Source organism: Synechococcus sp. R55.2 (assembly GCF_047462075.1).
In the GTDB taxonomy this organism is placed as follows: Bacteria; Cyanobacteriota; Cyanobacteriia; order Thermostichales; family Thermostichaceae; genus Thermostichus.
The window spans coordinates 1-12,604 of sequence record NZ_JANSIH010000130.1 but is presented as its reverse complement, the minus strand read 5'-3'; the positions used below and the strand labels follow the sequence as shown (position 1 = coordinate 12,604).

General features: G+C 56.6%; 14 protein-coding genes. 9 read left to right on the top strand and 5 right to left on the bottom strand.

Going from position 1 to position 12,604, the window contains the following annotated elements; genetic code table 11:
* The first annotated feature begins 34 nt into the window (after positions 1–34).
* The 3 genes from NW838_RS04890 (at position 35) to aroH (ending at position 1,927) form a co-directional block, all read left to right on the top strand.
* Complete coding sequence (locus tag NW838_RS04890) at positions 35–493, top strand: hypothetical protein (RefSeq protein WP_414330903.1); 459 nt, start codon at positions 35–37, stop codon at positions 491–493.
* A 269-nt stretch (positions 494–762) separates the two neighbouring features.
* Positions 763–1,449 (top strand): V4R domain-containing protein, encoded by a 687-nt coding sequence (locus tag NW838_RS04885; RefSeq protein WP_414407007.1) that lies wholly within the window; start codon positions 763–765, stop codon positions 1,447–1,449.
* A 103-nt stretch (positions 1,450–1,552) separates the two neighbouring features.
* Entirely contained in the window at positions 1,553–1,927 is a 375-nt protein-coding gene (gene aroH, locus NW838_RS04880; RefSeq protein WP_011433434.1) for a chorismate mutase, read from the top strand.
* Positions 1,928–2,311: 384 nt separating this feature from the next.
* Here aroH and NW838_RS04875 read toward each other — a convergent pair whose 3' ends face one another.
* Positions 2,312–2,713, bottom strand: coding sequence for a hypothetical protein (locus NW838_RS04875; RefSeq protein ID WP_414330894.1), 402 nt, complete (start codon positions 2,711–2,713; stop codon positions 2,312–2,314).
* Between the two features lie 181 nt (positions 2,714–2,894).
* Here NW838_RS04875 and NW838_RS04870 point away from each other — a divergent pair, with 181 nt between their 5' ends.
* Complete coding sequence (locus NW838_RS04870) at positions 2,895–3,701, top strand: Ycf66 family protein (protein WP_414356152.1); 807 nt, start codon at positions 2,895–2,897, stop codon at positions 3,699–3,701.
* A 62-nt stretch (positions 3,702–3,763) separates the two neighbouring features.
* Here NW838_RS04870 and ppc read toward each other — a convergent pair whose 3' ends face one another.
* On the bottom strand, positions 3,764–6,700 hold the full coding sequence (gene ppc, locus NW838_RS04865; protein ID WP_414356154.1) for a phosphoenolpyruvate carboxylase: 2,937 nt from the start codon (positions 6,698–6,700) through the stop codon (positions 3,764–3,766).
* Between the two features lie 273 nt (positions 6,701–6,973).
* On the opposite strand from ppc, the gene NW838_RS04860 reads away from it, so the two are divergent.
* From NW838_RS04860 to NW838_RS04845, 4 genes are all read left to right on the top strand, one after another.
* A complete protein-coding gene (locus NW838_RS04860; RefSeq protein ID WP_414427599.1) occupies positions 6,974–7,339 on the top strand; it encodes a hypothetical protein in 366 nt (121 codons plus the stop codon).
* Complete coding sequence (locus NW838_RS04855; protein WP_414356157.1) at positions 7,336–7,530, top strand: hypothetical protein; 195 nt, start codon at positions 7,336–7,338, stop codon at positions 7,528–7,530. The genes NW838_RS04860 and NW838_RS04855 overlap by 4 nt, the downstream gene beginning before the upstream one ends.
* 26 nt (positions 7,531–7,556) lie before the next feature.
* The gene (gene ribD / locus NW838_RS04850) at positions 7,557–8,669 is read left to right on the top strand and encodes a bifunctional diaminohydroxyphosphoribosylaminopyrimidine deaminase/5-amino-6-(5-phosphoribosylamino)uracil reductase RibD (protein WP_414427598.1); all 1,113 of its coding nucleotides are present in this window, start codon (positions 7,557–7,559) and stop codon (positions 8,667–8,669) included.
* A 329-nt stretch (positions 8,670–8,998) separates the two neighbouring features.
* Positions 8,999–10,030: a hypothetical protein gene (locus NW838_RS04845; protein WP_414427597.1), complete on the top strand. Its 1,032-nt coding sequence runs from the start codon at positions 8,999–9,001 to the stop codon at positions 10,028–10,030.
* Between the two features lie 114 nt (positions 10,031–10,144).
* Here the strand turns inward: NW838_RS04845 and NW838_RS04840 are convergent, their stop codons facing one another.
* Positions 10,145–10,366 carry a hypothetical protein gene (locus tag NW838_RS04840; protein WP_414427606.1) on the bottom strand — a complete coding sequence of 74 codons (222 nt, stop codon included), beginning with the start codon at positions 10,364–10,366 and terminating at the stop codon, positions 10,145–10,147.
* 67 nt (positions 10,367–10,433) lie between these two features.
* Entirely contained in the window at positions 10,434–10,814 is a 381-nt protein-coding gene (locus NW838_RS04835) for an Npun_F0494 family protein (protein WP_414356162.1), read from the bottom strand.
* 82 nt (positions 10,815–10,896) lie between these two features.
* Here NW838_RS04835 and NW838_RS04830 point away from each other — a divergent pair, with 82 nt between their 5' ends.
* Complete coding sequence (locus tag NW838_RS04830; protein WP_414356163.1) at positions 10,897–11,151, top strand: hypothetical protein; 255 nt, start codon at positions 10,897–10,899, stop codon at positions 11,149–11,151.
* A gap of 315 nt (positions 11,152–11,466) precedes the next feature.
* Here NW838_RS04830 and NW838_RS04825 read toward each other — a convergent pair whose 3' ends face one another.
* Positions 11,467–12,297, bottom strand: coding sequence for a DUF1350 family protein (locus tag NW838_RS04825; RefSeq protein WP_414356164.1), 831 nt, complete (start codon positions 12,295–12,297; stop codon positions 11,467–11,469).
* Positions 12,298–12,604 lie beyond the last annotated feature (307 nt).

Below are 12,604 nucleotides of genomic sequence, written 5' to 3'. Positions count from 1 at the left end.
CTCCTAGCACCCACTGACATCCGGAAGAAGCGAGATGGTAAGCCCCTTGGAGCAGATGCTGATCGAGTCGGAAGCCCGCTACCTCAAGCCAGAGGAGCTGGAGCATCTGAAGGCCTATGTTCTCGGCTGGCCAAAACGACAACATGTGTACCGAGTTTTGCGGGAACGGGAGAGCCAGGTGGTGAGCAAAACCCTAGATGCCCTGCAAAAGGAGATGCCCGACCTTTCTCCCCAAGTGTTGGATCTGTGCCGGCGACACCTGCTGTTGCTGCTGCGTCACAGCGCTATGGCCATGTTGCTGCAGGACGAAAACCTCCTGAAGGAGCGGCTGATCGAGTGGATGGAAGAAGAGGTGCGCCTGTACGGACTGCAGAGGGTTTATGAGGTTGCCTATCGGATTTTCCAGCAAGAGCTGAGAGACCATTTGGCTCCTGGAGAGTTGGAGTTTATCCGCCCTTTGATCACCCAGGTACAGGTGGCCTTGCTGTTTTAGAGCTAGATACTTTTTTGTTTTTTGCATTTTTCGGTGCTAGAGCGCTCTATCTCAACTAGCCGGAGACTTCAGTGTCGTTGGAGTTAATGTTAGCGTTGTAGTAAATCTGCCCAAGGGGTATTCAATTGCTGGAGGGATCGCCATAAGATTTGGAGCGTAAACAACCGTTCTCCCAGCTCAACAACCAACGAACTGTCAACTGCACCCTGCTCCTATTTGGATGCTTAAAGCTCAATAACGACTTGGATTGGATAACCAGGGGATCCCTTATGACCGGCACTAGCTCTATCTCCAATGGCTCAGTCACCTTTGATCCCTACACGCCCGTTTTGGCCAACTACTACACACCCAGCGCTTATCTGCGAAGCGATTTGGAATCGGGCTTACTGGAAAGTCGCCACGGTGAACGTCTCTTGGCCCTTCCAGAAGCATTGCTGCGGGGCATCTACACGGGCCTGGAATACGAGACTGGCCAGGCTGCTCGTTTGGTATTGCGCAACTGTGGTCGGATGTGGGGCAAGGAGTTTTTCCGCCGTTTTGCCCAAGAACTCTCCGACTACTACCAGAAGCCTTTGGCCGAGCTGGAGATGGGCCTTTTCCTGCAAAGTCTGAGACAAGCTTGGAAAACTCATGGCTGGGGATTGATCGAGATCGACTGGACTTACAAAGATCAAGGAGTGCTGGTGGTGTCGATTCGCAATTCTCCCTTCGCTGCCGTCACGCCTCCCCATTTCAAGCGGCCGATGGGCTTTCTGGAGGCAGGGCTGTTGGCCACCTGGTTTAGCCAGCTAACCGGCCAGGATTTGCTCTGCGTGCAAACCGCCAGCGAGGCTTTGGGAGCGAAGAGCAATTTGTTTGTCGTAACCGCTGCTGCCCGCCTCAAAGAGGGAGAAGCCTGGGTGGACTCCGGCCTCAGCCACGAGCAGATCCTGGAAAAGCTCCTGCAGCCCAGCTAGGCGATGGGGGCTGGTTTTCCCCAGAGGGATGGGATCCCAACAGGGATGAGTCTGTATAATTTTCTGGAAGCGAGGCGAGCTCAAGCGCACGAGGGTGTGGCCATTGGGGTGGCGAGTCAGAGCAATTCGGGGAGCCATCACCGTACCTACAAACAGTGCCGAGGCCATTGGCGCGGCGGTGGCTGAGCTGCTGGATACGCTAGAGCACCGCAACGCCCTCGATCCGGCTGAGTTGGTCAGCGTTATTTTTTCTGTTACTCCTGATTTAAATGCAGCTTTTCCCGCCCAGTTTGCTCGTCGTCGCCCCGGTTGGGAGTCGGTGCCTCTGTTGGATGTGCAACAGATGGAGGTGAGCGGCGACTTACCCCGTTGCATTCGGGTTTTGATCCAGTTGAATACTCCACTTGCTCAAGCGGACATGCAGCATGTTTATCTGCGAGGTGCCCGCGAGTTAAGGCCAGATCTCAGCACTGTTTGATCGATCCATACAGCACCAGCACAGGGTTGACACTCTCACCGACTAAAGTCGGGGGATTTCTACACTGGAGGTGGGACAGTCTGTTGCCATGGGCAACATGGGGCATGATGGATCCCGGATTTGCCCCGCTTATTCTGGGGGAAAAGAATGGCTTAACTCAAGTTGATCCGGGTCGTATCACTACTGATTTGGGAAGGCGCAGAACATCCAGATTCACTCATAGACTTACTTGGACTTACAGTCATTTTAAACAGGTATGAAACATTTCCATCCAGCTCCCCTTTCTTTTTAGGAGATGGGGTGATGGCAGCGGCACAGAGCACTTGGGGGGCTTCTCAATTAGCTTAAAATGACTCTACTTAAGATAAGAGTAGATCTGAGAGCTCAAGGAGACAGCTTTTCTCGCAGACGGTTTTCCCACTGTTGCAGTTGCTCTTGGCGAGCGGCCACCTCTGCTTCGCGACGGCTCAGCTCTTGGCTTTGCCGAGTCAAGGATTGCCGCCAGCTTTCAATCTCCGACAGATCCACCAGACTGTGGGTTCGGGATAGGTTGTGCAACATCTCCACCAGCTTCATGGCTGCCTCTTCCACCCGCCGTACCTGCCGCTCTTCCGAAAGCTCAACCAGCAGCAACACCCCAATGTTGTAAGGGCCAACCTCTTTGCAGGTGACCCCTTCTGGCTTGCGCAGCGGCATCCAAACACCGTCCTCGGCCTGCCGGGCCAAGAGCTGCAGCTCCCCCTGGCCGAAGAGACTTTTTTTGTGTACCCGTGCCAGATACAGCATGGAACATGCAGGAAGATGCTGCCGATTTTAGCACCGATCCCTTTTATTGAAGAGGGATCCCGTCCCTACACCCAAACCTGGGTTTTGTTGTCCGTGCCACCAGGAGGATCAATGCTAGGATCGGCTGTGGAATGGATAAGGCTCAACGCTCTCCCGTCTTCATCGTTTAGGGATCCCTGGCATGTTTCTCACCCAAAGCCCCTACTTTTTGATGGCAGCGCTGGTGGCGATTGCCAGTGGAGCCATCTTCGCGGTTCGGTTCATCAAGCGCGAGGCCTCCGCTGAGTACGACGTGATTTTTGCCACGATGGGCCTGATCTATTCCGTCTGCTTGCTCTTGGAAGGTCAGCGGCTCATCCCGTTGCTGTTCTTTGCGCAGGTGTTGCTGGCGGTGATGGCCGGCTGGTTTGCCATCGAAACCTTCCGTTTGCGGATTCTCTTAAGCGAAAAAGCACGGCAGGTGGGCGGGGCTCGTCCGACCGTTCGGCGGCAAGGCTTCAGCCGCACCTATCCCCCGGATGGCTATGCCCAAGGACGCACGGTTTCCACTCGAGCCGAGGGATCCCGTATCCGCGATACATCCTCTTACAGTCGCTCCATTCCTGGGCGCAGTGGTGAAGATCCTAGCCGTCGCCCCAGGCCCCAACTGACCGGCGATACCCGTGTGCGTCCACGCCGCCGACCCGAAGGGGATGAGTATTACGAGGAACCAGGGGTCCGCCCGCGTCAGGATACGGACTACGATGAACCAGCACCGCCGCCAGAGGCCCGCCGCCCCCGTCGTCCTGCCACCGAAGAGTATCCAGAGGATGTGGATGTGCAGGAAGAGCGCAGCACAGGTACAGCTACTCGTCGCCGTCCCCCACGGTTGCCCCAAGACCAAGGGGAAAGCTACGCAGATGAACCCCCCCGCCGTCCTTCCCGCCGCGTTGTCGAAGTAGAGCCAGTAGAGGTGGAGCCAGAAGAGTATGATGACGATCTGTTCTGATAGGCTCTCAATGCCGATCTGAACTTGATAGAAGCAGCGCCAGGGTCAATTAGTCGGATCCCTCAGCCTGTGTTGCGCATCCCGGCGGCAATGCCGTTAATGGTAAGTAAAGCTCCACGCAGAAGTTCAGCTCGGTCGTAGCGTGTTCGTCCGGTGCGGGATCCCTGACGCTCCCGCAGGCGCTTGAGGAGAGAGACTTGAATAAAGCCCAAGGGCACAATAGAGCGGTTGCGCAACTGCACCGAGCGCTTCAAATAAGGGTCGTTCTCCAACAGTTCCCTGTGGCCCGTAATCTGCAACACTATTGTGCGAGTACGGTGCATTTCTTGGGCAATACACTCAAACAGCTCCATCGCCCGCTCTAGACGCTCTGGAGAGCTCATCTCCCGCACGTAGTGACGCGCTATTTGCAGATCCACTTTGGCCAGAGTCATCTCCACTTTGGAGATCACCATGCGGAAGAAAGGCCATTCGCGATAGAGGTGCTGCAGGTGGTTGAGGTTGTGCTCGCCCCTGGCCACGTATTCTTGTAGGGCGGTGCCAACCCCATACCAGGCCGGCAAGAGAAAGCGGCTTTGCGTCCAACTGAATACCCAGGGAATGGCCCGCAGGGATCCGATGTCTTTTTGGCTACCGCTGCGGCGGGCGGGACGGGAGCTGATCTGCAGTTGGCTGATCTCTTCAATGGGGGTGACCTCGTGGAAAAACTCCACAAAGCCCTCCTGCTCGTAGACCAGGTTACGGTACACCTGCCGGGAGCGCTCCGCCAAGGATTCCATCAGGCGCGACCACTCGTGCAGATCGTTGGGGTAGGTGCGCAGTAGGCTGGCCTGGATCACGGCGCTGGTGACGGTTTCCAGGTTAAAAATGGCTAGATCCTGGAGGGAATACTTGGAGGCCAACACCTCTCCCTGTTCGGTAATTTTGATGCGGCCCCCCACACTGCGCCCTGGCTGAGCCAAGATGGCCTCGTAAGCCGGGCCCCCTCCACGGCCCACCGAACCGCCCCGGCCATGGAAGATCTGCAGCTTCACCCCGTAGGATTCGGCCACCGTCTGCAGGCGTTGTTGAGCCTTGTAAATCTCCCAGTTGCTGCTCAAAAAGCCGGAATCTTTGTTGCTATCGGAGTAGCCCAGCATCACCTCCTGTAGATTCCCCTGCTGAGCCAAGTACTGGCGATAGAAAGGGATCTCCAGCAACTGCCGCAAAACTTCCGGGGCCCGCTTCAGGTCTTCGACGGTCTCAAACAGCGGCACCACCGCCAGGGATCCGCGACCACTGATGGGATCGTAGAGCCCCACCTCCTTGGCCATCAGCAGCACCTCCAACAGGTCGCTCAACTGGCGGCTCATGCTGATCACATAGGTTTGGCAAATGGCCAAGCCGAATTCCTGCTGCATGCGGCGCAGGGTGCGAAAGGTGGCGATCAGCTCTGCTGTCTTATCGGAAAAGGCAATCTCCAGCGGTATCAGAGGCCGACGGGTTTGTAGCTCCTGCAGGAGAAAGGCGGTTTTTTCCTCTTCCGTCATCTCGTTGTAGGGACGCGGCAAAATGCGCAGGTACTCGAAAATCTCCGTGAGAGCGGCTTCGTGGTAGCTGCTGTCTTGGCGGATATCCAGATGGGCCAGGTGAAAGCCAAACACCTGTACCTGTTGAATGAGATGATCCAACTGACGGCAGGAAAGGCCGCTGTTTTTCAAGCTTTTCTGGATAAGCTGCAAGTCGGCCAGAAATTCTTCTGCGTTGGCATAGGCGTTGTCCACAGGGGGAGGGGTGGGCAAACAAGCGGAGTCGGCCAAGTTGCGGTTGCGCTCCCGCGTTAACTCCAGCCGCCGCTGAATGTAGCTGAGCTTGAGGCGGTAGGGCTCTTGGCGGTATTGCAGCGAAAACGATTCGTAAACCTCAGGCATGAGGCGGTGATCCTGCTCAAGGGCATCCAGCAGTTGGCTGTCCACATCCCCCCAGTGCAGGGAAATGCTCAGGGTTTTGGTGAGAGCCTTCACCGATTCGATGTACTTGCCCAGGATGAGGTTGCGCTGATAGCGAGCCGTTTGCCAGGTAACATCGGCGGTGACGGAAGGGTTGCCATCCCGATCCCCGCCTACCCACGAGCCGAAGTTGCAAAATCCTGCCGGCGGTGGCTCGACGCTGGGAAAAGCTTTTTTCAGGCTGCGGCTGAGGTACTCGTGCAGCAGGGGGATGGCCTGAAACAACACCTCTTCAAAATAGTGCAAAGTGTAATCGACTTCGTTCAAAACAGTCGGCTTGGACTGATGCAACTCGTCGGTGCGCCACCAAAGCAAAACTTCTTCCGCCATCTGTTCTTTTATCATCTGGGCCTGCAAAGGCTGGGTTTGTTCTGCCCAATCCAGTTGGCCGAGCAAGCGAGAGAAAGCTCGTTGCTTCTCGCGAATGGTGTGGCGGACGATCTCGGTGGGGTGGGCGGTAAAAACCATGCGAATGTGCAACTGCTCCAGCAATCTGCGCAGTAGGCCCGGCGGCACCCCTTGAGCCCGCAGGTAAGGGAACAGCCGTTCAAATTTTTCGTTTTCTCGCACGGTACGTTGTTGGCTATCCACCATGCGCATGTCCGAGTCTTCTGCCCGTTCGTAGTGCTGTTCAACAATGTTGATCAACTGGAAGAAGAGGGCAAAGGCCCGTGCCGTTTGGATGGTGGCGTCGAGGCTGAGGTACTCGATAATTTGTAGTACCTCTGGGATCGGGTACTCCAGGGCTTGTCCTTCTGGGGAACACATGGAACGCAGTCGCTGCAACAGATCCACCAGAGACTGACCGCACTCCTGCAGGATCACCGATTCCCAGAGTTCTTCCACCAATTGCAGGCGACGGTTCAACAGGTTGTTCCTGCGGTTGAAGGCTTCGTTGACTTGAAGGGAATGGGCCAAGGGATCCCGTTCCCCAAACAGGGATGCCTCCTTCAGCCCGTTGGCAGAACCCGCTGCCCCCTCTGCAGCGGTCAGGTGGGGGGAAGAGGTCATGAAGGCAGCTCCTAGAATAACCATCCCAATATTAGAGCCTGTTTGTCGAAACGGCAGATGTAGCAGGTATCACGCTCAGATTGCGGTCTTCTCCGCGTCGGATTTTGTAGTTGAGCCTACAAATTGCAAGAAAAAAGTGTTTTACCTTGCCGCAATACCGGTCTAACGCCTTGTTGACAGGAGTTCTGGTGGCTGCCACCCTGTTTATCAACGCACATCTGCTGGATCCCGACCAGGGATTGGACGAGATCGGGCAACTGGGTTTTCACGTCGGTGGGGGATTTTTGTCTGCCGGCGGATGAGGCGGGGATCCGCTCAGGGGTGACCACGGTGGTGGAGGCGGGGATCACCTTCCCGGCGTTTTGTGCAACGGTGGTGTCAACTGCCCAGACGCGGGCTTATGCTTTCATCGATCCCTCTCTCCTCTACATCGCCACTTCGGATTTCATCGCCCATCGCCTCAGGCTGGCTGTGGATTGGAAAAATCAAGATCTGGATCGGGCCAGAGCAGTGATCGAGGCCCATCGCCAGGTGGTGGTTGGCCGCAAGGCTCGTCCCACCCTCAAGCTGGGAGAGAGGGAATCACCCACGCTCACTTCCGCTCTGATTCTTGGCGAAGAATATGCCTGCCGATCATGATTCATCTGGGCCGCTTCCCGATGGATGAGGTGTTGGATCCCTTCGATTTGTTGGATCGCCTGCGTTCGGGAGAGATTGTCAGCAACGAACAAAAGGCCCGCGCCCGCGACTACGCATTGCAGGTGGTAGAGCTAGAATCCAAGGCAATTGCAGCTTTCAACCGCAAGCTGGCAGCCTTGTCACCGGCTTGAGCCGCTCTGGAGCGGATGCCCATTTTATGATTTCGGATCAGCAGTGGATGGAACGGTGTCTATCCCTGGCCCGTTCCACACCTCAGCGTCCCTCTCCCAATCCGCGGGTGAGTTGCGTGATCGTGCAGGGGGATCGGGTGGTGGGGGAAGGCGTTCATCCGGGGGCAGGGCAGCCCCATGCGGAGGTGTTGGCTCTGCAACAGGCGGGATCCCTGGCCAGAGGGGCAACGCTCTACGTCAACCTGGAGCCCTGCAACCACTATGGCCGTACCCCTCCCTGTACCGAGGCCATCCTAGCTGCCGGGATCCGGCGGGTGGTGGTGGGGATGCAGGATCCCAATCCCTTGGTGGCTGGCAAAGGGATCCGCCGCCTGCAGGAGGCGGGGATCGACGTGACGGTGGGAGTGCTGGAGCGGGAGTGCCAGGAGCTGAACGAGGGGTTTGCCTTCGCCATTGTGCGGCAACAGTGTTTCGGCCTGCTGAAATACGCCATGACCCTGGATGGCAAGAGCGCCGCCGCCACCGGCCACAGCCGCTGGATCAGCAACTCTCCGGCGCGGCAGTGGGTACACCAACAGCGGGCCTGGCATGATGCCGTCATCGTTGGATCCCGAACCGTTTGGCAGGATAACCCGCGCCTCACCTGTCGCCTGGCGGAGTTGCAGGGATCCCAGCCGTTGCGGGTGGTCCTCAGCCGTTCCCTGAACCTACCTCCCGTCGCCCATCTGTGGCAGGTGGAAGAAGCGCCGACGTTGGTGATCACAGAAGCTGTGGCAACCCATCCTTTGTGGGGATCCCTGGCCAAGCAGGGGGTGGAGCTGCTGCATCTGCCCCAAGTAACCCCCTCGCGGGCGGCACAGGTGCTCTTTCAGCGGGGGTGTCTGAGTGCCCTCTGGGAATGCGGGGGCACGCTGGCCTGGGCAGCCCTCAAAGATGGGGCGATCCAGAAAGTAGCCGCCTTCATCGCTCCCAAGATCCTAGGCGGAGCCGCTGCGCCAACCCCGGTAGCAGGGGAGGGGATCCCTGATGTCAACCAAAGCTGGCAACTGGTGGAGCCGCGGCTGGAGACCTTGGGGGATAACTGGCTAATTACCGGAAAGATCTCCTCTTCAGTTGGCCGCAGTGACTTACTACAGTAACCAGCTTTCAATTGCCATGAGGTTTCTGAACGAACAGGCTGCTGTCTTTTCAATGTAAATGGATATACTCATCAGAAAAACACAACATTTCTGCACAATAGGGTTCAGAATTGAGCTAAATTGTGCTAAGCTAGTCGGCGTTCTGGGGAGTCAATAACATTTGGGTAAGGTTAGCAAAATCAAGCTATAGGAATCTATCAAGATTCTTCTGAGGTGAGCCTTGTAAACGGCAACGACCTTGTTCAGCCCTTCTTTGCTTGCCCAGTGAGCAGTTTGAAAGCTCTCCTGTCCCGTTTTCAGGTGCAAATCCCAGGATAAGGAAGGGCATTGTGTTGAATCTTTTTGCCAGCCTGCTGTTTGCATCCGCTTTCATCAGCCCCTCGGGAAACGTTGTTATCGAAGGGGATTCGGGGGAATGGGTTTTCGCCGATCATCAAGCTCTGGAAGGGCTTACTCTAACCCTTCTCATACGGCCTGGAGAGAGCTTGGCCTCTTGGAGAGAAATGCTCTCCGTCATGGACGTTCATGTCGAGGGATCGCCGCGCTTTCTTGCCAACCACATGCGGGACAACCTCCTGGCCAACTGTCCCCAAACGACTTGGGAGTTCCATCGGGAGAGCGAAGAAGATGTGCTCTACGAGTTTCGCAGTGCTGGCTGTCGTGGAACGGTGAGTGGAGTTGAGGAACATGAGATTGGCCGGATCACCCGAGGCCCAAGCGGCAGTGTGCGCATTGCCTATGCCGCAAAGCCAGAGATGACGTCCGAAGTGCGAAGCCGCTGGCTGAACTTACTGGGCAGCGAGGTGGGGACAGCTCAGGGTTTTCCCATTCGCAACCTCAGCGGGGCGATTGCACAGCCTTCTTCCCCGGTTTCGGAAGCCCCAACCGCAGAGCGGCAGATCGCCCGGTGGCTGCAGGAAGCAACCGATGCCCTGAAGCAGCAGGAAGATTTGCTGGCCGAGCTGGATCGCCTGGGTCAGGCTGCGCAGGCGGATGCCCGTGCCTACAGCGGAGAGATCCCCAAAGGGGCGGGGCTAAGGACAATCGGCCTGTACCGAGGTCGGGGGGACGGCAGCCCTGGCGAGGCCACAACCGAGTTCAAGACCACTGACACCTTGATCTGGGCCATCTTGCCGGTGGGCAACCTTCCTGTCAACGCCAAGGTGGAGATACTCTGGTACTACGAGGGCGGAGAAGCCGGGGGCGAGCAACTGATCCGCAGGCTAGATGTTCCCTGGGATCCCTTGGCCGATACCGTGCGAGGCTTTCTGAGCTTCAGCCAACCCTACACCGGCCGCTACCGCGTCGAGATTCATGTCAACGGCGAGAAGGTGGGAGTTGGCCGCTTCACAATCCAATAGTCTCCTGCAAGAAGTACCCCTCCTACGGGGTTACACAGGCTTGGGGGTGGACAATCTCCATCACCAACTCCGACGGGGTGAAGACTGTTGTGCTGGGATCCAGAGGGGGGCTTGCTACCCTCGACGAGTTCTGCATATGGGCCTGACTTTGAGGTTGTAGATAAGGCTGGTGCGGTATTGCAACAGCAAATTGCGCAGATAAAGGGGCAAGTTGCGTCGGTAGAGGGAGCGGGTTTTGCGGTAGATAGACTTGCTGCGCCGGTTAATTGCTTGGCTGCGCCGCTGCAAAGAGGTTTGGAGTGGACGTTGGAGTGCCAGGGATCCGGGCACACGCATCAACCTTGGCCGTACCATATCCCCCCTCGAGAGCGGCGTTGAAAGTTGGATCCAGTGTAGGGGATCCTCAGGGGAGCAGCCGCCAGCGGGTCAGCCTATTCTGCAGGCGGTCTGCCCAGCTTGCCGAGATCCCGGCAAAAGCTTCATCCCTCTCCAGATCTTGCAGCAACTGCCGACCCAGAGGTGCCAGACGATACCGATCCGTGATCCCCTGCCCATCCACTTCCCGTCGCAACAGCCCTACCTGAATCAGCCACATCAGCTCCTGATCCACCCGCATTTCCGATAACGGGCGTCGGCTGTAGCCCGCTTGAACGCCGGCCCAACCTGCAATCTTCGCTGGTGGGATCCCTTTTGTGCTCATGGCCTGCAGCAAGGGCAACCGAAAAGGGCTGCAAATCCAGGCACGCCAAGCCCTTCTGTACACTGACTCAGAGTCATGGAGCATGAGGGACAAGGGGAGTCCTTATGTTCTTATTCAATTCTGTCAATGGCCGTTGAGCAGCAGGCTTGTTACAATAAATTACGATATGTTGATCATCCTTGCCATTGTTGTCCTCCTGGGATTCTGGGCGCTGCGCTTGATGGAGCAGGCTTTTCAGAGTCAGGAGTTCTCGCGCATGTTGGCAGGGACACTGGTGGCTGTGGCTGCCGGCGGCGTCTTGACCTGTTACTTTCTGATGAGCGATACCCTTCAGATGTTGTTTCATCTGCAAGCGCAACCTTCCTCCCCTTACTCTTACTCTCAAGATCTGCTCTCCGATTTGAGCTGGCTTGATCAGTAAATGGGCGGTCATGAGCTACACCAATGCAGTAGCTCCGCTAGCGAGGTTGTGACGCAGCTTTTATAGTCGTTTTAAGCCGGAATGAAACATTTCCATCTAGCTCCCCTCTCTTGCTGGGGGTAGGGCGGCAGCGGAGAACGCTTAGGGAGTGTTTCAATCTAGTTTGAAATGGAAGGCCAAAGTATCTGGGGTTATGGCATCCTCCTGCATCCGCAAGGATGGAGTAGCAAGACCTGCCGCCCGCTTGCTAACAGTGAGCGGGAGAAATCCTGCAAGCTGTGAAAAAATCCGTTGACTTGAGCCGTGGGAAGAATGTCAATGGGCCAATTGGGTTGCCAGCCAGGCTCGGATGCTTCGGATCATTTGGTGGTTGGGGGCCAGTAGGTTCTGGTAGATCAACTGTCCAAAAGCATCGATGGGGCTGAACTCCTCCCCGACTTGGAAAGGATAGCTAAAACCCAGTGGAGTGAGGTGATCCCCCTCGAGATGCTGCCACTCGGTATAGCCTTGATACTTGCGGCAAAGCTGTTGGTAGAGCAGAGGAATGTCGTCAATATCATCCTGTCGAAATTCTACGAGCAGGTTGTTTCTAACCGGATACTGCTCCTCAATTAAGCGGTTGGTTTCTGTCGGGGAAGGCTCGAACTCCAACCACAGGTTCACAGGCGGCGAGGAGGATCCCATCCACATCCGCCACAGATCGGCAAGCTGTTGTTGAGGCCAAGCTTGAGCCAACAGCCGCAGCAATGGCAAAGCCCGATCTAGCCCGGCATTGCTGTAGGCCAGGAAAATATTGCCTCGCCGCTGGGATCCCAGAGAAGGAACGGCCAGACAAGAGAGGATCTGCAACTTACAGCCCAGGCTATGACCCAAACCAAACAGGGGCAACTCCAGCAAACCCTTGCTTTGCAGGCTTCTGTGCAAAGATTGGGCTGCGTTGAGCGCCAGTTGGGCGTGATCGATATCGGTGGTGTAGGGGGTGGCAACAACGGCCATGCCCATACGGGCCAGTTCTTCCAGCAGGCGGCTGTAGAACACTTGCGGGGCAGCTCCCACAAAAGCTCCACCCAGAAAGTGAACGACAGCGCGGGGTTGAGGGGGCAGAAGAAACCAAGTGTGCCCATCGGTTTGCCAAGTTGGTGCCATGGTGTTGCAACCTCGCCTGCGAGTTTGTTGAAGCTTTCCCCATAACCCAGCGCTCGGCAGATCCCACTTTGCCCACTTTACGCCGGTTCCCCGCGCTGGCCAGCCCCTGGAACTCATCCTAATGGACATCTTGCCCAGACATGGGGATCCCCAGTTAACTTCTGATGCAGCAGGCAAAACTGATACATTTACGCTGAACACTGCTGAGCATTACTGCTCAACGGTGAAGCGATAGCATTCTGTCCGTTTCCGAACAGAAAGGCGGTATCCCGCAAAGCTCTGAGCATAACACCCAGAGCGCCTTGCC